Genomic DNA, 23040 nt, shown 5'->3' on the forward strand with positions numbered 1-23040 from the left:
CTCCATACGCACTCATACACTTAGGAATTGATCCACCACTGCCTGACTAAGGTCGCTGGTCGGACCACTGGCCACAATGCCACCTCGTTGCATGGCGTAGTAGCGATCAGCTTGACGAACAAAGTGCAGATGCTGCTCTACCAAAAGAACGCCAATCCCTGTCTCGGCAATGATGCGTCGAACAGCCCTTTCAATGTCTTGAACGATATTGGGCTGAATACCCTCCGTCGGTTCATCTAGCAGGAGCAATTTCGGCTTACCAAGCAAAGCCCGAGCAATCGCTAGCTGCTGCTGTTGCCCACCGCTGAGGTCTCCGCCTTTACGCGGCAAAAACTCCTGCAAGATCGGGAACAACTCATAAACAAGCGAGTCAATGCTGTGGTTTCGCGCCAAGCCGCCGGGCAATGCCTCCATCCCTAACATCAGGTTCTCCTCCACCGTCAGATGGGGAATAATTTCTCGCCCCTGAGGCACATAACCAATACCCGCACGGGCCCGCTGATGCGGAGGATGGCGATCCAAGCCTTCGCCGCTAAACAGAATCTCTCCACTACGAGGACGCAACAGACCGATCAATGATTTCAACAAGGTGGTCTTGCCCACACCGTTGCGGCCAATCAAGCAGACCATCTCACCTGCTTTCACAGTGAGGTCGACATCCCTAAGGATATGGCTCTCACCGTAGTAGGTGTTTAGACCACGGATCTCAAGAATGGTCATCGGCTGCAGAGAATCATGAACTGCATAGGTAGAAAGCGCTGCATCAGGCAACCTCCTCATTACGACCTAGATACACCTCGATCACGCGTGGATCACACTGAATCTGATCCATCGAGCCCTCGCACAAAACATGCCCCTGGTGAAGAACAGAAACCTGACTCTCCAGGCGCCGGATGAACTCCATGTCATGGTCAATCACCAAAACAGTGTGATCACCAACGAGAGACTTGAGCAGATCCGCAGTGAGATCTGTTTCCTCATCCGTCAAACCAGCAACTGGCTCATCAACCAATAACAGGTCAGGTGACTGACCCACAAGCATGGCGATCTCCAACCACTGCTTCTGCCCATGAGACAACGATCCAGCAACTTGATGCGCACGTGTCTGCAGCGAAACGATACCCATCAAATGGGCAATGCGATCGCGCTCAACAGCATTAAGACCTGCGCTTAAAAGTGGCCAAGGGCGCTTTGGATGACTGACCGCCAAGGCGAGGTTTTCCTCAACAGTGAGGTTTTCGAAGACTCTCGGGCTCTGAAACTTCCTACCAATCCCAAGCCGCGCAATCCTGTGTTCCGGCTTGTTTAAAAGAGATTGGCCCTTAAACAAAACATCACCTGCCGTTGGTCGAAGCTTGCCAGTAATCACATCCAGGAAGGTGGTCTTGCCTGCACCGTTGGGACCAATCACGGCACGCAATTCTCCTGGCTGCAGGCTGAGATTGAGATCACGCAGTGCCATAAAGCCATCAAAGCTGACACTGATTTGACGCAGCTCAAGCAAAGCAGTTGTCATGACTTCACCTCCTCCTTGCCATCCATTTCCAAGCGTGGATAGGTGCCGATCCTGCGCGCGACACCCAAGCGAGTAAGCAGGTTTCGTGGCCCACCCGCCTGCCACCAGCCCACAACACCTTCTGGTAGTGCCGTAACGACGAGAATAAACAAGCCTCCCAGGATAAATAGCCAGCCTTCTGGCCAAACCGTGCTGATTTGGCTCCTCGCCAAATTAATGACTAGAGCGCCAAGAATGGCACCAATCAAAGTTCCGCGTCCGCCCACTGCCACCCAAATCACCATGTCGATTGAGAAGGGAACAGTCATGTATTGAGGCGAGACGATGCCGGACTGCACGGTGTAAAGAGCACCGCCGATGCCAGCCAAGCCACCAGCCATCGCAAACACGATGGTTTTAAACAAGGTGGGGTTGTAACCAGCAAAACGCAAACGCGGCTCATCATCGCGAATGGCGATCAACACTTCACCAAAACGGCCACGCACCACCCAGCGCACAGCCAACCAGGCCAGGATCACCATCACGGCCGTTAACCAGAAGAAGCCTCGCTGCATGAATGCAGAGCCCACCTGCTGTCCAAAAAGCTCTGTGACATCGGTCTTAAGACCGTTGGTGCCATTGATCAGTTTCTGCTGTCCGTTGAAGAAATTAAAGAAAACCAGCAAGGCGGCCTGGGTAAGAATCGAAAAATAAACTCCCTTGATCCGGTTGCGGAACACCAAGTTGCCTAACAGCGCGGCAAGCAGTGCAGGGATCAACCAGATGGCAATCAGCGTGAACCAAGGCGAATGAAACGGCTGCCAAAATCCAGGAAGTTGATCCACCCCATAAAGGCCGAAGAACTCTGGAATCCCGTTGGGTTGTTCGCTCGAGCTATTGAGCTGAAGGTACATTGCGGCTGCGTAACCACCGAGCGCAAAGAAGATGCCCTGACCCAGGCTCAATAAGCCTGTAAAACCCCAAATCAAATCGATGCCGAGGGCCACGATCGAGAGAGAGAGAAAACGACCGAGCAGGTTGAGCCCAAATACCGACACCACTGCAGGCGCCGCCACAATCGCAGCAATGATCAAGACCCAGACAATCACCAGGGGCCAACGGCGTTGTTGAAACGCTTGCAACATCGATTTAAGCCTCCACCATGCGTCCCCTCTGGGGAAACAGACCAGCAGGACGGAATTGAAGGAACACCACAATCAGCGCAAACACCATCACCTGGGCCATGCTCGTGGTAGCAAAAAAATCAACCACGCTCGCCAAAGGAGCAGGCATCGAAGGCCAGATACTGAGCAAACGGCCAGCACCGATCAGGTCTGTTAGCACCCCAATAGCAAAGGAGGCCAACACGGTGCCGAACAGATTTCCCACACCTCCAAGCACTACCACCATGAAGCAACCAACGATATAAGACGTGCCGACGTTGGGTCCCACGGATCCCAACAAAGACACCGCTACCCCCGCGATGCCAGCCAAACCGGAGCCGATGCCAAAGGTAAGCACATCCACAGTATCGGTTGAGATGCCAAGGCAATCACTCATGGAACGATTCTGAGTCACTGCCCTGATGCGCATCCCCCACACACTGCGATTCAAGAACCAGGTGATACCGAGTACAGCGAGGATCGTGATCACAATGATCACCAAACGTGGTACAGGGAAGGTCATGCCCGACAGTTCAATCCCCCCACGCATCCACTTAGGTGCCGTGACATCGACATTGCGAGAGGTCGCACGAGAGATACGACTGATCTGAGAGGCCAAACCACCCGCCAGTAACACCCCAGCCAGAGCCGACACAAGCCAGCTTCCAGCACGCACCAGGCGGGCCCGCGGCCCCTGCAAAAGCTTGTCAGGAAGAATGATCGGCAGACTGAAGCCAAACACTAACGCCAGCACCAAGCCAGCCGCATAAGCCAATGGAAAACTGCGCACAAACTGCTGCAGAATCAGGCTAACGCCCCATGTCGCCAACAATGTCTCCAACGGGTTGCCGTAGAGACGACGAATCACGGTGCGTTCTAGCAAGATACCAACCACACCACTAACGATGAAGGCCAGAGGAATCGCCACCAACACATAAGCGTTGTAGAAAGGCTGCAGAGCAGGCAGCTTGAAGATCAGCTGTACCACATAAGTGGTGTAGGCCCCGAGCATGATCAACTCGCCATGGGCGAGGTTAATGACACCCATCAGGCCGAAGACTATCGCCAGTCCGAGGGCAGCAACCAGCAGCACCGAGCCGATGGCCACACCATTGAAAAGACTTTCAAGAAGCAGTTGCACGGGCGAAGATCAGAGACCGGAAAAACGACGAAAGGAGGAGCCCGTTTCCGGACTCCTCCCAAACAATGCCAAAGCGGAAAAACGCCTTGGCGAGGCAATCAAAGCTTGTACTTCTCGCCTTTGTTGGCATCAGTCCAGTCGCAAGCATAGCCCTTAGAACTGGGCTCGAACTGGTTCCAAGCCTGTGGAGCCACAGGGCCATCGGTCTCTTCGAGAATCTCGAACTGACCATCTTTGGTGATCTTGCCGATACGTACGGTCTGGGACAGGTGATGGTTTGGCATCACTTTCACAGGACCCTGAGGCGCATCAAACTCAATTCCGATCAAAGCTTCACGTACCTTGTCGTCATCAAAGCTATTGGCCTTCTCGACCGCAGCTTTCCACAGATACACCATGTTGTAAGCCGACTCCTGAGGGTCAGCAACCTGACGATCATTGCCATATTTGGCCTTGAAGTCAGATGCAAACTTCTTCGAAGCAGGCGTATCAATCGACATCATGTAATTCCAAGCCCCATAGTGTCCCTCAAGGAACTCAGGCCCGATCGTGCTGATCTCTTCTTCCGCGATGGAATAGCTCATCACGTAGTAGCCATTTTCAGGAGTAAGTCCGGCATCCTGAATCTGCTTAAAGAAAGCGACGTTCTGGTCACCATTGAGGGTGTTGATGATCACACCACCATCAGGCAATGCCTTCTTGATCTTGGCAATGATCGGCGCCACTTCAGTGTTGCCGAGGGGCAAATAATCCTCTCCAACCACTTTCCCACCAAGAGCTTTGACCTGCTCCTTAGTGATGGTATTGGAGGTGCGAGGGAAAACGTAATCAGAACCTACAAGGAAGAAGGGCTTGCCAGCAGCGGGCGACTTCTCGAACATGAACTTGGTTGCAGGCTCCGACTGCTGATTCGGAGTCGCACCTGTGTAGAAGATGTTATTGGAACACTCCTGGCCCTCGTACTGAATCGGGTAATAGAGGAATGCATTCTTCGATTCGTAAACCGGCAGCATCGCCTTACGGCTTGCGGAAGTCCAACCACCAAAGACAACAGGAACACTATCTTGATCGATCAACTTCTTGGACTTCTCAGCGAAGGTTGGCCAATCAGAAGCGCCATCTTCAACGATGTAGTCGATCTTGTATTTCTTGCCATCAACTTCAACACCACCGGCAGCGTTGATCTCTTCAATCGCCATTTTCTCGGTGTCCACAAGGGTGGACTCCGAGATGGCCATGGTGCCACTTAAGGAATGGAGGATACCAACCGTGACCGTGTCGTCGAAATCGGTATTAGCGGTTTTATCACTACCACCACCGCAAGCCGTAATGCTGACACCAACGGCGGTTGCGGCGAAGCCAGCCACAAGGCGCTTTGAGAATGAAACGTTCATTGAAACCGTAGATAGGCAGAATATGGAGCACGCCTATTCGGGCGGCCTGGGGAACGTAAAGATCAGCCAGGCATGATTCTGTAGTGAATGATACAAAGCCCTTTGCGCTGATCATTGCTAAGGGCGATTTGGTAGCTGTTGCAACAAAAATTGCAGCACGCTCTCCAAGCCATCGCCGCTCCGCAAGTTGGTGAAGCACCAAGGGCGCTCTCCCCGCATCCGCGTCGTATCGCGCTTCATCACTTCCAAATCGGCCCCGACATGGACAGCGAGATCAATCTTGTTGATCACCAATAAATCCGAGCGTGTAATCCCAGGGCCACCCTTGCGAGGGATCTTGTCGCCAGCCGCCACATCAATCACATAGATGCAAAGGTCCACCAATTCTGGACTGAAGCTGGCGGCAAGATTATCGCCACCACTCTCAACAAGCACAACATCAAGATCTGGAAAATTTCGCTCCAGATCTTCTACGGCCGCGCGATTAATCGAACAATCCTCACGAATAGCAGTATGAGGACAACCGCCTGTTTCCACTCCGCGAATACGCTCTGGCTCGAGAGCTCCAACACGCGTCAAGAACTCTGCATCTTCCTGGGTATAGATGTCATTGGTGACAACTGCCAATTGCAACTGATCTCGTAGACGGCGACACATTGCCTCCACTAGTGCTGTCTTACCCGAACCCACCGGGCCAGCCACACCTAAGCGCAGTTTGCTACTCATCAGCTCCGGAATAATCGGGAATACAGCTCAGCATGGGAGAGCTGCGCAATAGCAGAACCCACTCCTCCGCACCACAGCTGCTGTGGATCCACATCAAGCAAGCTAATCGCCTGCATTTCAATCAGCGGCTGAAGCTGACGTTGCAACCGTTGTGCCTCAGTTGGCCCCAGCGGAACAAGACGCACGGCCGCACTGAGCTGATTAGCCACCCAGCCAAACAGGTAACCCTGAACAACCTCCAAAGGCGTTATCTCCCAAGACAAACCAGCCCAAGCCCAAGCCACTGGCCAACCAAAATCCACTCCTCCATCAGGGAGAGGATGACCCAGGTCAGCTAATAACTGCAAAAGAGAGCGACCCATCTGCTGCTGCTGCGCTCTTACTTCAGCCGCATCTCGCAGTGCAATCAACCATTGAGCCCAATCCCGCACAGCAGTGCCATGGTCAACTTTGTCCTGCTCAGCACTCACCTTCCATTGGCTGAGGGAATGACGCAGCGGACGCAAAGCAGCAGCTTCGATCATGACCTGCCCGCGACTGAGCTCCGCCTCCAACCAACTTGCCAAAGTTGCTCGATCCTGAAGCTGCTCACGCTGCACCAGCAGTTCCAAACCCTCCGAATAACTGAACGCACCCACCGGCAAAGCCGGGCTAACAAGCTGAAGCAAAGCGAGACTGCTCATCAGTGATGACGTTGTTGCTGCCCATCAATGGGCTGTTGATCATGGCTATGGACGCCTTGATAGGCCCCAGGCTCCGGATAAAATGACTCCATCAGAGACTCCAGAGCCAAGCCACGCACCCGCAGCAGATCGGCTAAGACAGGATCATCTAGCAACCGCAACTGCTTCGTGCGTAGCTCTAGTGCCACGTGACGATTACCCAAGTGATAAGCCGCCTCAAGCAGAGCCAGTTCTGAAGGAGCCCTAACCACCAACAGTTTCTCAGGAGCAGCGACCACCCTCACCAAAACAGGGCCTTCCGCCGCAGCCAGACTTTCTCCAGGCTGCAATGGGCCCTGCCGCGGCAATTGCAATAAGACGGACTGACCACAAGCCGTGCATCGCAGCCCCCGCAAACGGGTGCGTTCTTCAGCAGTGAGAGGCAATTCCATACAAGCCTCAACCCCAACAGCATCAAGCCTGCGGGTGAGCACCGGAACAGTGTCGCGAGAAGGAAAATCGACCAAGCTCATGACCATAAGCCTGCCAAACGGCAACTGCTCCATCCGTGAGTGTTGCTAAAGAGTTAAACCGTGCTCGATCACAGCGTGCTCCGATGACTGGCGACAGACCCTGGCACGGCCAATGTTCCCTGCAACTGATCAGCAAAACTGCGACAGACGATCTTCAACCCCGGCTCACCGTGCATCAGAGCCAATGCACGGCTCCATTCAAGATTCAGCGTGCCAATCTTGATCACGACGGCCGCTGTCAACTGCCCTTACTTCACACCGCAGGGGGTTTGGTCGGAGGAGATCAGCTCAGTGTGAATGTCAAAGCCGGAGCAGACAGCCGCGGCCTGGTCACGAGTGTGGCTGCCCAGAAGGTCTATGGCTCCGTAGGCCGCTCCAAACAACACCCCAAAGGCCGCTGGGCAAGTCAAGAGTGTCACTTCGAACTAGCAACCAATGCTGACCTGGAATGGTTACCCCAAGAGCTCGTGGTTTTTCAAGGAGGCCTCTACAAGCAACGGATGCAAGTCGAACTGCAACCAAAAGCCAGTTTTCTCTGCGCCGAAGTGGTGCGCCTAGGTCGCACAGCTGCTGGAGAAACACTGAACGAAGGCGCCTGGAGGTCAAGCCTGGAGATCTGCCGACAAACCCCGATTGGTCGTCAATGGGAACTAGTCGATCAACTCGAGCTCAACAGCGAAGTGCTGCAGAGTTTGCACGGCATGGGGACACAGCCCGTGTTCGGATCTTTTGTTTGGGCCGCACCGAATCCTCTGACTGCCGACGTGATGGAGATACTTCTGCGGAACTGTCGAACAGATCGCGCAAACCTAGAAGGTTCCATGGCTTGTGGTGGTCTCGATCAAGGCTTAGTGGCCCGATATATAGGGCCATCAAGCCAAGCCGCACGCCAATGGTTTTCCCGCCTCTGGGCCCGCACACGCCAGCTACGGCGGCTCAGCACTCCTCAACCTCCACGAGAATGGCCCCTGCAAGAAGAGGGAACGTTCTCAAACGAAAGGTTCACAAAGAACCATCAATCGCCTTCTGCCTCGCCACACTGAAATGAAATCCTGGCTTCCATGCACCTCAGCCCCCAGGAAAAAGACAAACTCCTGATCGTCACCGCTGCCCTGCTTGCAGAACGACGCCTCAACCGCGGCCTGCGGCTCAACCACCCCGAAGCCGTGGCCTGGCTCAGCTTCCTTGTCATCGAAGGCGCTCGTGACGGCCAATCCGTCGCGGAGCTGATGGCCGAAGGCAGCACCTGGCTGCGTCGCGATCAGGTAATGGATGGTGTTCCCGAACTGATCCCGGAGGTGCAAATCGAAGCCGTCTTTAAGGACGGCACCAAATTGGTCACCCTCCACGACCCCATCCGCTAAAAAATCCCCATGCCTCCGCTAATCCCCGGTGAACTGATTCCTGAACCGGGCACGCTTGAACTCAACAGCAACCGGCCAACCCTCACCCTGCGCGTGGCCAATAGTGGCGATCGACCGATCCAAGTTGGCTCCCACTTTCACTTTTTCGAGACCAATACAGCTCTGCACTTCGATCGTGATGCTGCACGGGGGCACCGATTGGACATCCCTGCTGGAACAGCAATCCGCTTCGAACCCGGCGACGAACGTGACGTGCGCCTGGTTTCCCTTGCTGGTCACCGCAAGGTTTTTGGTTTCAATGGTCTGGTCAACGGACCACTCGACTGAACTGCTTCTACACCTCGTCCCTTTCGCTGCATTGCTATGGCCTACCGGATGGATCGCCAGGCCTACGCCGAAACCTACGGCCCCACCACAGGCGACCGCATACGCCTAGCAGACACCGAGTTGATCCTGGAGGTGGAGCGCGATTTCACCACCTACGGCGAAGAAGTCAAATTCGGTGGAGGGAAAGTGATCCGCGACGGCATGGGGCAATCCCAGCAATCCCGCGCCAATGGTGCTGTTGACACCGTGATCACCAATGCCCTGATCCTCGACTGGTGGGGGATCGTCAAAGCAGATATCGGCCTACGAGACGGACGGATCGTTGCCATCGGCAAGGCTGGCAATCCCGACATCACTGACGGGATTGACATTGTGATCGGCCCAGGCACTGAAGCCATTGCTGGAGAGGGTCACATCGTGACCGCCGGAGCCATCGATAGCCACATCCATTTCATCTGCCCACAGCAAATCGAGACTGCCCTAGCTAGCGGCGTTACCACCATGCTCGGTGGTGGTACAGGTCCGGCAACAGGCACCAATGCCACTACCTGTACACCTGGCGCCTTTCACATCAGCCGCATGCTGCAAGCAGCCGAAGGCTTGCCGATGAATCTTGGCTTCTTTGGTAAAGGCAATGCCAGTACAGCTGAAGCTCTCGAGGAGCAAGTACTAGCCGGAGCCTGCGGCCTCAAACTCCACGAAGACTGGGGTACCACTCCAGCAGCTATTGACTGCTGTCTTTCGGTAGCCGATCGCTTCGATGTCCAGGTCTGCATCCACACAGACACACTCAATGAAGCAGGTTTTGTAGAAGACACAATCCGAGCCATCGGCGGACGCACCATCCACACCTTCCATACCGAAGGGGCCGGTGGAGGCCACGCACCAGACATCATCCGTATCTGTGGTGAAAGCAACGTGCTGCCCAGCTCCACAAATCCAACCCGGCCTTACACCCGCAACACCCTGGAAGAGCACCTCGACATGCTCATGGTTTGCCACCACCTCGATCCAGCGATTCCTGAAGATGTGGCCTTTGCCGAATCGCGCATCCGTCGCGAAACGATCGCTGCGGAAGATATTCTCCACGACCTCGGTGCCTTCAGCATCATTGCCAGTGATTCCCAAGCGATGGGACGAGTCGGAGAGGTGATTACCAGAACATTCCAGACCGCTCACAAGATGAAAGTTCAGAGAGGCCCTCTGCCAGAAGATGCTGCCAATCCACGTGGCACTCGTAACGACAACAACCGCCTAAAGCGCTACATCGCCAAGGTAACGATCAACCCCGCCATTGCCCACGGCATTGACAACCATGTTGGCTCAGTAGAGGTAGGCAAACTGGCAGACTTGGTGCTCTGGAAGCCAGGCTTCTTCGGCGTGCGGCCAGAACTTGTCATCAAGGGCGGGTCAATCATCTGGGCGCAAATGGGCGATGCTAATGCCTCGATTCCAACACCTGGACCAGTCCATGGCAGACCAATGTTTGCAGCATTCGGCCAAGCCCTTGCCCCCAGCTGCCTCACCTTCCTGAGCCAAGCGGCCATCGAAACAGATCTTCCAAACAAGCTGGGGCTGCAACGTGCCTGCATTCCCGTTCTGAACACCCGCACGATCGGCAAAGCAGAAATGCACAACAACAATTCACTACCAAAAGTAGAGGTAGATCCACAAACTTACGAGGTGTTCGCCGACGGCGATTTACTCACATGCGACCCCGCAGAAGAACTACCAATGGCCCAGCGATATCTCCTAATCTAAACGCTAAATTCAACATCTACCTTTAGGTTGCTAAGTCATAGATCAAGTCTTGATCGGCATCATAACCTCAGCCGGCTGAGGAGCACACGCTGCCACCTGTTCATCAACTACTGCACCCACAATCACAATCGACGGCGCTGCAAACCCTTCGCTCTGCACCCTTTGAACCAACTGTTCCAAGGGAGCTTTGAGGTAGCGCTGACCTACGACAGTGCCCTGTTGAATGATTGCTGCGGACGTAGCTGGATCGAGGCCACCGGCAATCAACTCTTCGACGATATAAGCAAGGTTATGCAAACCCATATAAATCACCAGGCTGTCACTTGCGCTAGCAAGATCCTTCCAATTCACAGAAGGGCGCTGTTTGTCGATCTTCTCGTGACCTGTCACAAAGGTGACAGAACTACCACCACAACGATGGGTCAGAGGAATACCCACATAGGCCGGCGCAGCCATCCCCGCTGTAATCCCAGGGACCACCTCCACCGATACCCCATGACTCTGCAAATAGGCGGCCTCCTCACCACCCCGCCCAAACAGAAAAGGATCACCACCTTTTAGGCGTACTACACAGGAATGACGCTGAGCCAATTCAACAAGCAACTCATTTGTCTTGGACTGTGGGACCCAATGACGTTCTCGACGTTTACCAACAAAATGCCGTTCACAAGACTCGGGCACTAACTCGAGTACTTCCTTAGGCACCAGAGCATCGTGAACCAAGGCTCCGCACTGGCGAAGCAGACGATAAGCCTTCAGTGTGAGCAAATCAGGATCACCAGGGCCTGCACCCACCAAATACACAGTGCCAAAGTCCAAAGAGCTCATGGCAATGCAGCCAGCAAATCAATCAAACCCAATCGAAATAACTCAATCTCAAGTAGGGAAGTCATCACCCCAGAATCGCGCAGCGTCTGCGTCATCTGGATTGGCGCCAAGGCAAGGAAAAGAGGCGTGGATGCCTCCTTCGCTGAAGCGACATCAGCATGCCAGTCGTCCCAGGAAAGCATGGGCAACGCCAGCCGCTGCTGCAGCAAACTTAAATAGCGATGAGCAACACCCTGGCGAAGGGGATGGTGAACCAAAACAAGAGAGCCATCACGACAATCCTGACGCTGCACCCACTCCTGTAACAATCGCCACCAAGAGGGCCAGGCACCCAAGAAAGGCACCAACCTGGTGTTCACACCCTGTTGCTGAAGTCGCTGACGAATCAACGGCACATCCTCTCGAACATGAGAACCAGGCAGCAACAACAAAGGAACCAGCCAAATAGGATCTGCACTCTGCTCATGGCGATCAGTAGCCGTTAAGGCCTCTACCAGCACAGGTGTGCCACGACGTTGCGCGACCTGCAGAGCAAAAGAACGCACACAAGAAGGAACATACCCACCAGCACGGCCATGCACGATCAAACGCAAAGCGCGCTTACAACCAACCTGCTCATGCTTTCGTAACAACGGCCACGGATCTAAGACATCCGAAACTGGTGAAGTCATTCCAGTCTTAATAGTCGACTGCAACCATGGCATCCCGTCGCTATCGAACACAGTCGCAAACTCGGTTGAGGACGAGTGGTCGCCAAGGCAGACAGGGTGCAACCCGCTCAAAACGCTTTAACAGTGACTTCGAAAGGGATTTAGCTGCCATGAACCGTGTGTGGAAAATGCTCAGACAAGGCACAATCCGCTGGTTGGGAGAGATAGGCCGCCAATACTGAAATCACTTAAAATTTATACACAGCAACCATAAAGAAGGAAACTTGTGCACCTAGATGTATCGATAAACACCAAATCTTGAATTTCACACAAATGCTCAGTTTTGTTCAATCTGATACCGCCAATACCCTCTTCATTGAGGCTTAATGACTCCATTCGCAGCGTGACCTGAATCCTCAACACCCCTGGCTCAGTCAAATCAGCCGGGCTCAGAATGTATACAAAGACACCAAATCTTGAATTTCACACAAATGCTCAGTTTTGTTCAATCTGATACCGCCAATGCCCTCTTCCATCAGGCTTAATGACTCCATTCGCAACTTACCCTTACTTCAATAATCGCAGAGTCTAAAAACCATGGGCATCGAATAAGCGAATAAAGTTTAAAAAACATGATCACTTCTTTTCAAGTTTAATTTCAACAAAATGTCATGGTTATTAGCTCTCCTGCTAAACAATTTCTCCAAGGAAAGAAGCTCAACAAAATTGAGCAAAACAAAGCTTTTAAAGATGGCTTAGATGTTGGTGATGAACTTGAAACCTTTGCTCAGGTTGGTTGGGAACAGGTCGATAAAACAGACCTCGAACTGCGCCTGAAATGGTATGGAATGTTCTGGCGACCGAAAACTCCTGGCAAGTTCATGCTACGGCTAAGGATACCCAATGGTGTTCTCAATAGCCACCAAATAAAAGTAGTGGCCTCAATCGTGGGTCGCTACGGAGAAGACGGCAGTTGCGACATCACAACACGCCAAAACCTACAACTTCGTGGTGTTTTACTGAGTGATCTTCCCGAAATCCTCAGACGTCTTGAAGAGGCAGGCCTCAACACAATCCAATCAGGTTTTGATAACCCACGCAATGTCACAGGAAATCCACTGGCTGGGATTGACCCTCTTGAAATTGTTGATACTCGCCCTTACACAACTGAACTACAAAATTTCCTCACGAATCAAGGAAAAGGAAACCATGAATTCTCCAACCTTCCCCGCAAATGGAATACGGCAGTTGCAGGGGCCCGCGATAATTTCCTGCTCCATAACGACATCATCTTCCATCCAGTGGAACACGATGGGGTGATGGGTTTCGGCGTCTGGCTCGGAGGGATCCTCTCCTCGCAGATGAATGACTATGCGCTGCCTTTAAATGCCTGGGTTAAACCCAATGAAATCTGTCGGCTCACCGGCACTATTCTAACGCTATGGCGAGATAACGGTGAGCGTAACAATCGCCCTAAGGGCAGGTTTCGCATGTACCTCGACAGCGTGGGCATCGAAGCGTTTCGCACCATGGTGGCGGAAAAATTTGGACCGCTAACTCCTGATCCCGGTTCTGTATTTGACGACAAGCCTCGCTCTTTTTACGGAATCCACCCTCAGAAACAAACAGGTCTTCACTACGCCGGCATGCATGTACCGGTTGGACGATTACGCGCAGAAGATCTTCAGGATCTTGCTAGCGCCAGTCTTAACTATGGCAGTGGTGAAATTCGTCTTACTGAAGACCAGAACATCATTTTGGTGGGGCTATCAAATACCAACCTCGACAAATTTCAAGCTGATCCACTGCTACAGCGTTTTCCACTTGAACCCGGTTCCATTGCCGCCGGCTCTGTCTCCTGCACAGGAAATACGTACTGCAGCTTCGCCCTTACAAACACCAAAGATCAGGCCATGGCAATGGCACATGAACTGGATGCAGAACTCATCCTCCCTGAGGAAATAAAAGTCCATTGGACTGGCTGTCCCAACAGCTGTGGCCAGGCCTACATGGGCGCAATCGGCCTCACAGGAACCAAAGCCCGTGCACCGAACGGGGGCCAAGGCATGGTTGAGGCCTATGACCTCAGCCTTGAAGGCCGGCAAGGGCCGGATGCCCGAATCGGGACACTGCATCGCAAAGGCATTCCTGGCAGCGAACTGAAAGACGTGCTGCGGGAATTACTGATCGAACGCTTCGGTGCTCAACCTCGTAGCCAACCGAAGCAGAACAGCGACCCTTTCTCCAACTTCATGAACTGGTTCAGCAATTTAGGCGAAAACAGCAGCCCATCCCCTTGAGCTGCGATCGCTAAACCACCGTTCTTAAATCAATCACCTATCAAGCCCCACCATGCAATCGACTTCCCAAGCACGTGATCTTTTCTCTCGCTTTGTCAACTGGTTAAGCAACAGCGGTAGCGACAAGCCTGCAATCAATCAAAAAGAAGGTGGCCGAGATATCTTCTCACGCCTGATGAACACCATCAGTGGCTAAAAATCCTCCTCTCGTTAAACCTACGCATCTACCAACATGAGCGCCACGGCGTCACAAATGGACTACGTCCTACCTAACGAACTTGTCGACGGCATGATTACCGCCGGCGGGAAAAAAGCCACTGTCAGCGTCAAGAACTTGCTGGTGCGTGGCTTCTATTCCGGGGCCATTCTCGGCCTTGCTGTGATCCTTGCACTCACAGTTGGTCTCAAGAGTGGTCAACCATGGTTGGGATCCCTGCTCTTCCCCTTCGGCTTTGCCAGCATCGTGCTGTTCGGCATGGAACTGGTCACCGGTAACTTCGCTCTGCTGCCTATGGCCACATGGGCCGGCAAGAGCACCTGGGGAGCCACCTTCCGCAACTGGGGTTGGGTCTGGCTCGGCAACTGGATCGGCACTGCTGTGGTTGCCCTACTGATGGCAATCAGCCTGACCAGCGGTGGCACCGTGGATCCCGCCTCCGCTGCCGATGGTGGCGGCATGTGGCAACAGGTAGCAGCGAAGATCATTGCCCTCAACAAAACCAACGTTGTTACCAAATACGAGAACCTTCAATCCCTTGGCTTCTTCTTGGCCTTCCTGCGCGGATTGATCGCGAACTGGTTGGTTTGTCTGGGTGTGACCATGGCCCTAGTTAGTAAGAGCGTACCTGGCAAAATTTTGGCCTGCTGGCTGCCGATCACAGCATTCCAAACCATGGGAATGGAGCACATCGTGGTGAACATGTTCCTACACACCGCCGGACCCATGCTTGGTTCAGGCGTTTCTTTTGGCCAGGTAATTGTTTGGAACTTCATTCCAGTCACCCTCGGCAACATCATTGGCGGGATGGTGTTTATTGGCATGCTCTTCTACAGCACCCATCGCACCCAAATGAGCAACGTACTGCCGACGGTTCACGATGAGAAGCTGGAACGTGAACTCGCAGCCGAACTAGGCGCACGCTGATCTAGAACATTCATGAGCTTCGATGAAGCCGTTCTCTGGGAACGTCTCAATAAAGTAGGTAAGACTCCTCTAGAATCAGACTGGCTGGGGAATGTTTACTGCCCCAGCCTTTCTGCTGATCTGCGTAAAGCCTTAGCCGAAAGACTGGGTTTACTTGGTGATGATGGCTGGGGAATATTAAAAACCCTGCTTAAGCAACATGGTAAGCAGTCCGAACTCATCCATGCAGCTGGCCTCTGCCATCAACCTGAGGCTCGAGACTGGCTCATCCAACAACTTGGTGATCAAGAAGAACTGGAGCTCGAGGTACTACAAGCAATGGCCTGCTGGGGAGCAATCGTGCCAACTTTGCTTATAAAAAGAATTTTCAGAGAACCTTCCCAAGCAATGCGCATGGCTGGTCTGGAGTTGTTGAACTTCAAGGCATACCAACTCAGCGATGACGAGCTGCTGAACCTCCTTGACGACCTCCTCAACGACATACGCGATCCGGTGGTGTTAAGCACCATTCGAATTCTGCAACGACGCGATGGTGTCGACATCAGCAACCGCATTGCCGAAGTGGCAAGAAAAGGTTCCGAAGCTACAACACGAGCAGCATTACTAGCCCTGGGCTGCATCGGCACATCCAGCAGTCAATCAAACCTGTTCAAGCTCAGCCAAAGTCTGCCGACTGATCTCCATCGAGACCTAGCCAAAAAACAACTTGCTCAGCAATACAGATCATGGCAATAAATCCATAGCCAACGGATACGCCAATATGGGTTATTGAATCAAAAAGAGAATGATGGTAATAAAGGAAAACTGCAATCCAAGCAAAAGCAATCGTATCTGATGATTCATTTCATTGACACCAATCAACTACTGAAAAGCAGAACTACGGTGCCACAAAAGCACTCTTACTCTTAGATGAATCTTCTATGCAAGATGCATGACGAGCCCTTGCAATCAAAAGCCCGATAATCAAATAAAAAATAGCATAAAACCAGTCTCGGCGTTGATCAATACCCCAGCGCAAAAACTTTGGAGATTCGAACATTGCACTTAGAAAATATAACTACGCTGAAATGCAAACAGCCTCGCTTTATCGTTGCAGTGATTCCTAAAGCCCAACGGAGGCAATTAGGCCTGTGCCAAGCAGACATGTCACAAGGATGTCTTAATCGCTACTCCACGCAGCTACATGACTACAGAAAGATCCAATGAGTTCCCGCAATCAATCGTGACCACATGCCCCGAATTATCCGGCCGTGAACGCTTCAAAGCCCACCTCAGGAAGGTGGGAAGTGGAGAGCAAACCAGTCGTGGCATGAGCCGTGAAGAATCAGCTGATGCCTTGCATCTCATCCTTACAGCCCAAGCCAGCCCTGCTCAAATTGGCGCCTTCCTCATCGCCCATCGCATTCGTCGACCCGAGCCCCAGGAACTCGCCGGCATGCTCGATACATACAGAGTGCTTGGGCCCAAACTGAAATCAGCCAATGGCCAGAAACGACCCATTTGCTTTGGGATGCCATTCGACGGCCGCAAGCGAACAGCCCCGATTTATCCGCTCACAGCACTGATCCTACTCAACGCTGGTCAACCCGTCGTCTTGCAAGGGGGGCAGCGTATGCCAATCAAATATGGCGTCACCACAGAAGAGTTATTCAAAGTCTTAGGGCTACAACTCCAAGGCCTATCAATAGCAAACCTAGAAGCTGGCTTTCAACAACATGGTCTGGCACTGATTTACCAGCCAGATCACTTCCCGCTAGCCGAAAGCTTGATCAGTTATCGCGATGACATCGGCAAGCGACCGCCTGTGGCCAGTTTGGAGCTGCTTTGGACAGCACATCAAGGAAAGCATTTACTCGTCAGCGGCTTCGTGCATCCCCCCACCGAAGAGCGGGCCTGGAAAGCCCTTGCGCTAGCAGGTGAAACAAATCTCGTGACTGTGAAAGGGCTCGAAGGAAGCACAGACCTTCCCATCAGTCGAGCTTGCATCACATCCCGATTTCAAAATGGCAAGCCAGAACGACTCATCCTCCACCCCCGTAACCATGGCTGCTTTAGCCAAGACGTTGAGTGGAGCAACCTGACGGAGTGGAGCGAGCAAGCAATGGAAGCTCTGCACAATCGCGGGCCATTAAGTCAGCCCCTCCTCTGGAATGCTGGTACCTACCTATGGCTAGCTGGCCTGGCCGACAACCTCGATGAAGGTATCGCTCATGCTGAAAAGTGTCTGCAATCAGGCTTAGCCCAAACCACGCTTGAGCAGCTCATTGCTTGGAGAGAGGCCATCATTTGAAGCGAGCCTGTAGGTTTTTCGCCATGCGATAACGATCGAAACTCACACCTCCGATCTGAATCACTTCCTTAGCCATTTCAATCCAGCCCCACTTCAACAGCAAAGGGTGACTACACAAACTGGCTTCCGTCACCAAGATTAGCTCTCCTTCCTGCAAGGCTTCAGCTTCCACCTGTTCAAGCAACGCAGTGGCATGGCCACAACGAGCAGACCGGCCCCGGCAATACAGCAGCGCCAAACGATCAGAGGGATAACGAAGAGCGAAAGCCTCAACCTCGTCGTTCTCAAGACTCAACCACCCGCGTCCTTCGATCAGTGGCCGATCCAGAACTCCTGGTAACCAGGCCAAGGCTGCCCATGCACTGATCTGAACAGGGGAATACAAGCCTCCCCCTTGAGATTCAATCGCATCGGCATAAATCTCCCTGACAACAAAATGATCAGTTTTTGTAAGGGGTCTTAAGCGGCGACCAGTCACAAGAGCCTGCCATTTAGATCAATGGCGTCAAGTCTCTATGGGATCGTGACATTCATCCTGACTCATTCCCAATTGCGCCGACCACAGATTCCCATCTTTCTCTGTGCCTTTGTCACTCTGTTGAACGATCGCCTAGGTGAAACCCTCTTACTGCCATTACTTCCATACCTGCCAGGACGCTTCACAGACAGCGGCACAATCCTGGGGCTACTTGGAGGTACTTATGCATTGGCTCAATTCGTCGTGGCTCCCCTAATTGGAGCTCTCAGTGATCGTTTTGGCCGCAAACCAATTTTAACCGCTTGCGTTGCTGGCTCAGTAGTAGGCCTTGGCTTATTCGCTATCACAGTATGGATTGACTGGAACATACTTCCAGCCGCTTGGATCGGCATTGTTCCCCTGATCCTTCTCTTCTCAGCAAGAATCATCGATGGCGTTAGCGGTGGCACAGCAAGTAGCGCCACAGCAGTGCTTGCCGACATCTCAACACCTGAGAGCCGAGCAAAGGCATTCGGCCTGATTGGCGTTGCATTCGGCCTCGGGTTCATCTTGGGCCCTTATATCGGTGGCCGCTTAGCAGAGATCAATATCGCTCTACCTGGGATAGCCGCCACAGCCTTCGCAGTCGCGAACCTGCTTCTTGTGATCTATATCCTTCCCGAAACACACCCGCCAGCAGCTCGCAATTCCCTACCAAGCAAAAGACAACTCAACCCGATCACCCAGCTAGCACAGATCTTTGCCAATCCATTAGTAAGCCGCCTTTGTTTCGCCTTCTTCCTGTTCTTCATGGCATTCAACGGTTTCACAGCTGTGCTGGTGCTTTACCTGAAGCAAGCCTTTTCATGGACAGTCGGTTTAGCAGGCCTGACCTTTGCAGTTGTAGGCGTGATCGCAATGGTGGTTCAAGGTCTGCTCATCGGTCCACTGGTCAAATCCTTCGGCGAATGGCGACTCACCATTGCTGGCGTTGGCTTCGTCATTGCAGGCTGTCTGCTATTGCCCATGGCCAGTCAGCAGAATTCGATTTCTGTTGTATTCACTGCCGTATCGGTACTAGCCCTTGGCACAGGTCTAGTAGTGCCATGCTTGAGAGCCCTCGTCTCCAGACGCCTCGACAACGCAGGCCAAGGGGCAGTACTCGGTAGCCTTCAAGGCCTGCAGAGTCTAGGGACCTTCCTTGGGGCAGCGGCTGCAGGATTCGCCTACGACCAAATAGGCCCTCGAAGTCCCTTCTGGCTGGCCATCCTCGTACTAGTGGGAGTTGTTGCCCTTGTTGCAGGAGGCCTACCTGCAAGCACAAGTAACACAACAATCAAACAATCATGATTGCTACTTTGCCTGGATAGTGGATCAACAAACTGGCATTCAATGAGTAATCCAGCGGTAGCTTCGGAGCACTACATCAACCGAGAGCTCAGCTGGATCTCCTTCAACGAAAGGGTCCTTGCTCAGGCACTGGATACGCGCACCCCGCTGCTGGAACAAGCCAAGTTCAGTGCCATCTTCAGCAACAACCTCGACGAATTCTTCATGGTTCGCGTGGCCTCCCTCAAAGCACAAGTGGAAGCCGGCATTACCAAAACCAGCGCAGACGGTCTAACCCCTCTTCAGCAGCTCCTCACGATCCGAGATCACCTTGTTCCTCTCATCGAGCAACAACAAGATCACTACCGTAAACACCTCAAAAACCAGCTAGTCGAGCATGGTGTTCACCTACTCGACTATGAGCAACTCAATCCAAAAGAACGCCTCTGGATTGACAATTATTTCCAGACAGCCATTTTCCCAGTGCTGACACCACTAGCCGTGGATCAAGCCCATCCCTTCCCTTTCGTTAGCAATCTCAGCCTCAACATTGCGACCCTGATCCTCGATCCGGAAACAGGCCAACAACAATTCGCCAGGGTCAAGATTCCACAAAAAACGATCCCTCGGTTTGTAGAGATACCTCCTGATCTAAGTGGCATCAATCCCAAACCGATTCACACAGCAGTTCCATTGGAGCAAGTGGTGGCCTTCAACCTCAAATTGCTCTTCCCCGGGATGAAGATTGAAGAGCACTACTTCTTCCGAGTCACCCGCGATGCCGACCTTGAACTTAGGGACCTAGAAGCCGACGATCTCATGAGCGCCATGGAACAAGGCCTGCATAAGCGGCGGATGGGCGGAGAAGTGGTGAGACTCGAAGTGACAAACGAAATGCCCCAGAGAGTCGTTGAGATGCTGATTGAAGGTATGGCTGTTGAAGAAAAAGACCTTTATCGCATCGAGGGACTACTAGGCCTCGATGATCTATTCGGTCTCATGCGTTTACCTCTGGAACAACTCAAAGACCAACCCCACATTGGCCTGACCGCCAAAGTTCTCTCCCGCAGCCAGCGCAGAATGCTTGAAGACGAATCAATCAAAGAAGAAGAATTCAAAAGCATCTTCTCGGTGATTCGCCGCAAAGACATTCTCCTTCACCACCCATACGAACTGTTCGCGACCTCTGTAGAGGAATTCATCAATCAGGCAGCAGACGATCCCCTCGTCATGGGAATCAAGATCACGCTCTATCGAACATCCAAGGATTCCCCAATCATTGCGGCCCTAATCCGTGCAGCCGAACACGGAAAGCAGGTCATGGCTCTGGTTGAACTCAAGGCACGCTTCGATGAAGGCAACAATATTCAATGGGCCCGTCATCTAGAACGATCTGGCGTTCACGTTGTCTATGGCGTTTTAGGACTAAAAACCCACACAAAAACCATCTTGGTCGTTCGCAAAGAAAAAGAGCGCCTACGCAGCTACGTACACATCGGCACAGGTAATTACAACTCGAAGACATCACGTCTCTACACCGATCTTGGGCTGCTCTCTGCACGACCGGAACTCAGCCAAGATCTAGTTGAGCTATTCAATTATCTCACTGGCTTTTCAAAGCAACAAAGCTTCCGTCGACTGCTGGTGGCCCCTGTCACCCTACGCAAGGGGATGGAATCACTCATCCTCCGCGAAATCGAACACGCCCGCGAAGGTAGAGGCGGACACATCCGCGCCAAGATGAATGCTCTGGTGGATCCAGCCATCATTAGCCTGCTCTACGAAGCTTCCCAAGTTGGAGTTCGCATCGAACTGATCATCCGCGGTATGTGCTGTCTCTACCCAGGGCGAAAAAGATTCAGCGAAAACATCAGCGTAATCAGCATCATCGGCCGGTTCCTGGAACACTCCCGTATCTTCTGGTTTGCCAATGACAACAACCCAGAGGTTTATATCGGCAGCGCAGACTGGATGCCTCGAAACTTAGACAGACGCGTGGAAGCCATTACTCCAATTGAAGAACCAGAGCAAAAGGAACACCTAGAGCGACTGCTGAACCTCTATCTAAACGACAACCGCGAAGCCTGGGATATGCAGAGCGATGGCAGCTTTTTACAGCGCCAACCCAATCCCAATAGTGAAGAGCATCGTGCACAGCAACAGCTGATCAACCTTTGGCAACAAGGCATCCCTGCAGGGTGAAACTCGGTGCTTCAAGAGACCATAACTGTGAGAAAGTGCTCTTTGCTACCTAAAAAGGAATAATCAGCATGCAAAACAGTTTTTTTACTTAGAAGCGACCAATCAACTGATCACTCGCATGGGCTAACAAAAACTTTTTGCTTCAACCAAGTTTCTAAGCTCTATGAGTGCTACATTCCGCGCAAATCTAATTTAGGAGGCCAGGGTGATGGGGATCCCTCTGGAATCTGCGAAGGGTGCTTCAATCACGCCTTCGTCAGAAGTTGTATTACCGTCTACATCTAAGCGCCGTTCAGAAACAGCGAATCGAGCTGGCCGTAACGGGCAGGCATCCCGTAATCAAAATCGCCAAGGTGGTCGTTTGGGTACTGATGCGATCGGGTTCTACCTGAGCAGCATTGGACGCGTCCCTTTACTGACCGCAGCTGAGGAAATTGAGCTGGCCCACCATGTGCAAGCGATGAAGGAATTGCTGGAGTTACCAGAGCAAGACCAAACTCCGCGACAACGCCACAAAATTCGCATGGGCAAACGAGCCCGTGACCGCATGATGTCAGCCAACCTCCGTCTCGTGGTTAGCGTTGCCAAAAAATATCAGAATCAAGGCCTTGAACTCCTTGACCTAGTCCAAGAAGGAGCCATTGGTCTCGAACGTGCTGTCGACAAGTTCGATCCAGCCATGGGTTATAAGTTCTCCACCTACGCTTATTGGTGGATTCGTCAAGGGATGACCAGGGCCATCGACAACAGTGCCCGCACCATCCGACTACCCATCCACATCAGCGAAAAACTCTCCAAGATGCGACGCATCTCAAGAGAGCTTTCCCATCGTTTCGGCCGTCAACCAAATCGATTGGAGTTAGCCCATGCCATGGGCATTCAACCCCAAGACCTTGAGGATCTCATCGCTCAAAGCGCTCCTTGCGCATCCCTCGATGCCCATGCCCGCGGAGAAGAAGACCGCAGCACCCTAGGTGAACTGATCCCCGACCCCGATGGGGCCGAACCAATGGAAGGCCTAGATCGCAGCATCCAAAAGGAACACCTAGGAGGTTGGCTATCTCAGCTCAATGAACGTGAACAGAAAATACTGCGCTTGCGCTTCGGTCTAGATGGTGAAGAACCACTGACCCTCGCTGAAATCGGTCGGCAAATCAGCGTCTCACGAGAACGCGTACGACAGTTAGAGGCCAAAGCCATTCTCAAGCTACGGATGATGACCAACCATCAACAAGCTGCATGAGTTAAATCTTGGGGTATATCAACTCTCTGGT

The 23040-nt window shown here is 52.7% G+C and carries 23 protein-coding genes; 12 read left to right on the forward strand and 11 right to left on the reverse strand.

Features of this window, described 5'->3' with window-relative positions:
• Positions 1 to 12 precede the first annotated feature (12 nt).
• From urtE to ureE, 8 genes are all read right to left on the reverse strand, one after another.
• Complete coding sequence (gene urtE / locus SIB66_RS03210) at positions 13 to 720, reverse strand: urea ABC transporter ATP-binding subunit UrtE (RefSeq protein ID WP_063407721.1); 708 nt, start codon at positions 718 to 720, stop codon at positions 13 to 15.
• Between the two features lie 43 nt (positions 721 to 763).
• Positions 764 to 1516 carry an urea ABC transporter ATP-binding protein UrtD gene (urtD, locus tag SIB66_RS03215; protein ID WP_063407600.1) on the reverse strand — a complete coding sequence of 251 codons (753 nt, stop codon included), beginning with the start codon at positions 1514 to 1516 and terminating at the stop codon, positions 764 to 766.
• On the reverse strand, positions 1513 to 2640 hold the full coding sequence (gene urtC / locus SIB66_RS03220) for an urea ABC transporter permease subunit UrtC (RefSeq protein WP_011131591.1): 1128 nt from the start codon (positions 2638 to 2640) through the stop codon (positions 1513 to 1515). Before urtC ends, urtD begins: the two co-directional genes overlap by 4 nt.
• A 4-nt stretch (positions 2641 to 2644) precedes the next feature.
• A complete protein-coding gene (locus SIB66_RS03225) occupies positions 2645 to 3799 on the reverse strand; it encodes an ABC transporter permease subunit (RefSeq protein WP_063407601.1) in 1155 nt (384 codons plus the stop codon).
• Between the two features lie 98 nt (positions 3800 to 3897).
• On the reverse strand, positions 3898 to 5193 hold the full coding sequence (gene urtA, locus SIB66_RS03230) for an urea ABC transporter substrate-binding protein (RefSeq protein ID WP_011131593.1): 1296 nt from the start codon (positions 5191 to 5193) through the stop codon (positions 3898 to 3900).
• Positions 5194 to 5310: 117 nt separating this feature from the next.
• Positions 5311 to 5919: an urease accessory protein UreG gene (ureG, locus tag SIB66_RS03235; protein WP_063398605.1), complete on the reverse strand. Its 609-nt coding sequence runs from the start codon at positions 5917 to 5919 to the stop codon at positions 5311 to 5313.
• On the reverse strand, positions 5919 to 6602 hold the full coding sequence (locus tag SIB66_RS03240) for an urease accessory protein UreF (RefSeq protein ID WP_063407602.1): 684 nt from the start codon (positions 6600 to 6602) through the stop codon (positions 5919 to 5921). Before SIB66_RS03240 ends, ureG begins: the two co-directional genes overlap by 1 nt.
• Positions 6602 to 7114 carry an urease accessory protein UreE gene (ureE, locus tag SIB66_RS03245; RefSeq protein WP_063407722.1) on the reverse strand — a complete coding sequence of 171 codons (513 nt, stop codon included), beginning with the start codon at positions 7112 to 7114 and terminating at the stop codon, positions 6602 to 6604. Before ureE ends, SIB66_RS03240 begins: the two co-directional genes overlap by 1 nt.
• 83 nt (positions 7115 to 7197) lie before the next feature.
• Here ureE and SIB66_RS03250 point away from each other — a divergent pair, with 83 nt between their 5' ends.
• From SIB66_RS03250 to ureC, 4 genes are read left to right on the forward strand one after another with little or no spacing between them, the layout of a single operon-like run.
• Positions 7198 to 8157, forward strand: a complete 960-nt coding sequence (locus SIB66_RS03250) for an urease accessory protein UreD (protein ID WP_063407723.1) — start codon at positions 7198 to 7200, stop codon at positions 8155 to 8157.
• Positions 8158 to 8175: 18 nt separating this feature from the next.
• Positions 8176 to 8478, forward strand: a complete 303-nt coding sequence (locus SIB66_RS03255; RefSeq protein ID WP_011131598.1) for an urease subunit gamma — start codon at positions 8176 to 8178, stop codon at positions 8476 to 8478.
• Between the two features lie 9 nt (positions 8479 to 8487).
• The gene (locus SIB66_RS03260) at positions 8488 to 8805 is read left to right on the forward strand and encodes an urease subunit beta (protein WP_063407603.1); all 318 of its coding nucleotides are present in this window, start codon (positions 8488 to 8490) and stop codon (positions 8803 to 8805) included.
• Between the two features lie 36 nt (positions 8806 to 8841).
• Positions 8842 to 10566, forward strand: coding sequence for an urease subunit alpha (gene ureC, locus SIB66_RS03265; protein WP_063407604.1), 1725 nt, complete (start codon positions 8842 to 8844; stop codon positions 10564 to 10566).
• 42 nt (positions 10567 to 10608) lie between these two features.
• Here the strand turns inward: ureC and cobA are convergent, their stop codons facing one another.
• Together cobA and SIB66_RS03275 are read right to left on the reverse strand one after the other, a co-directional pair.
• Positions 10609 to 11394: a uroporphyrinogen-III C-methyltransferase gene (gene cobA / locus SIB66_RS03270; RefSeq protein ID WP_063407605.1), complete on the reverse strand. Its 786-nt coding sequence runs from the start codon at positions 11392 to 11394 to the stop codon at positions 10609 to 10611.
• Positions 11391 to 12176 (reverse strand): CbiX/SirB N-terminal domain-containing protein, encoded by a 786-nt coding sequence (locus SIB66_RS03275; RefSeq protein WP_413410252.1) that lies wholly within the window; start codon positions 12174 to 12176, stop codon positions 11391 to 11393. The genes cobA and SIB66_RS03275 overlap by 4 nt, the downstream gene beginning before the upstream one ends.
• A gap of 539 nt (positions 12177 to 12715) precedes the next feature.
• Between SIB66_RS03275 and SIB66_RS03280 the strand changes: the two genes are divergently transcribed.
• The 5 genes from SIB66_RS03280 (at position 12716) to SIB66_RS03300 (ending at position 17778) form a co-directional block, all read left to right on the forward strand.
• A complete protein-coding gene (locus SIB66_RS03280) occupies positions 12716 to 14344 on the forward strand; it encodes a ferredoxin--nitrite reductase (RefSeq protein WP_063407607.1) in 1629 nt (542 codons plus the stop codon).
• A gap of 52 nt (positions 14345 to 14396) precedes the next feature.
• Positions 14397 to 14540 (forward strand): hypothetical protein, encoded by a 144-nt coding sequence (locus SIB66_RS03285; RefSeq protein ID WP_063407608.1) that lies wholly within the window; start codon positions 14397 to 14399, stop codon positions 14538 to 14540.
• Positions 14541 to 14597: 57 nt separating this feature from the next.
• Positions 14598 to 15488, forward strand: coding sequence for a formate/nitrite transporter family protein (locus SIB66_RS03290; RefSeq protein ID WP_041374994.1), 891 nt, complete (start codon positions 14598 to 14600; stop codon positions 15486 to 15488).
• 12 nt (positions 15489 to 15500) lie between these two features.
• Entirely contained in the window at positions 15501 to 16223 is a 723-nt protein-coding gene (locus SIB66_RS03295; protein ID WP_063421795.1) for a hypothetical protein, read from the forward strand.
• A gap of 448 nt (positions 16224 to 16671) precedes the next feature.
• Positions 16672 to 17778, forward strand: coding sequence for an anthranilate phosphoribosyltransferase family protein (locus SIB66_RS03300; RefSeq protein WP_063407610.1), 1107 nt, complete (start codon positions 16672 to 16674; stop codon positions 17776 to 17778).
• Here the strand turns inward: SIB66_RS03300 and SIB66_RS03305 are convergent.
• Complete coding sequence (locus SIB66_RS03305; RefSeq protein ID WP_063407611.1) at positions 17771 to 18256, reverse strand: GNAT family N-acetyltransferase; 486 nt, start codon at positions 18254 to 18256, stop codon at positions 17771 to 17773. The two genes, SIB66_RS03300 and SIB66_RS03305, sit on opposite strands and share 8 nt — an antisense overlap.
• Positions 18257 to 18277: 21 nt before the next feature.
• On the opposite strand from SIB66_RS03305, the gene SIB66_RS03310 reads away from it, so the two are divergent.
• The 3 genes from SIB66_RS03310 to SIB66_RS03320 all read left to right on the forward strand — a co-directional run bounded on the left by SIB66_RS03310 (position 18278) and on the right by SIB66_RS03320 (position 23009).
• The gene (locus tag SIB66_RS03310; protein WP_063407612.1) at positions 18278 to 19585 is read left to right on the forward strand and encodes an MFS transporter; all 1308 of its coding nucleotides are present in this window, start codon (positions 18278 to 18280) and stop codon (positions 19583 to 19585) included.
• A 42-nt stretch (positions 19586 to 19627) separates the two neighbouring features.
• Positions 19628 to 21766 carry a polyphosphate kinase 1 gene (gene ppk1 / locus SIB66_RS03315; RefSeq protein WP_063407724.1) on the forward strand — a complete coding sequence of 713 codons (2139 nt, stop codon included), beginning with the start codon at positions 19628 to 19630 and terminating at the stop codon, positions 21764 to 21766.
• Positions 21767 to 21974: 208 nt separating this feature from the next.
• The gene (locus SIB66_RS03320; RefSeq protein ID WP_063407613.1) at positions 21975 to 23009 is read left to right on the forward strand and encodes an RpoD/SigA family RNA polymerase sigma factor; all 1035 of its coding nucleotides are present in this window, start codon (positions 21975 to 21977) and stop codon (positions 23007 to 23009) included.
• Positions 23010 to 23040 lie beyond the last annotated feature (31 nt).

Origin of the sequence: Prochlorococcus sp. MIT 1318 (assembly GCF_047304505.1) — a bacterium.
Lineage (GTDB): Bacteria > Cyanobacteriota > Cyanobacteriia > PCC-6307 > Cyanobiaceae > Prochlorococcus > Prochlorococcus marinus_D.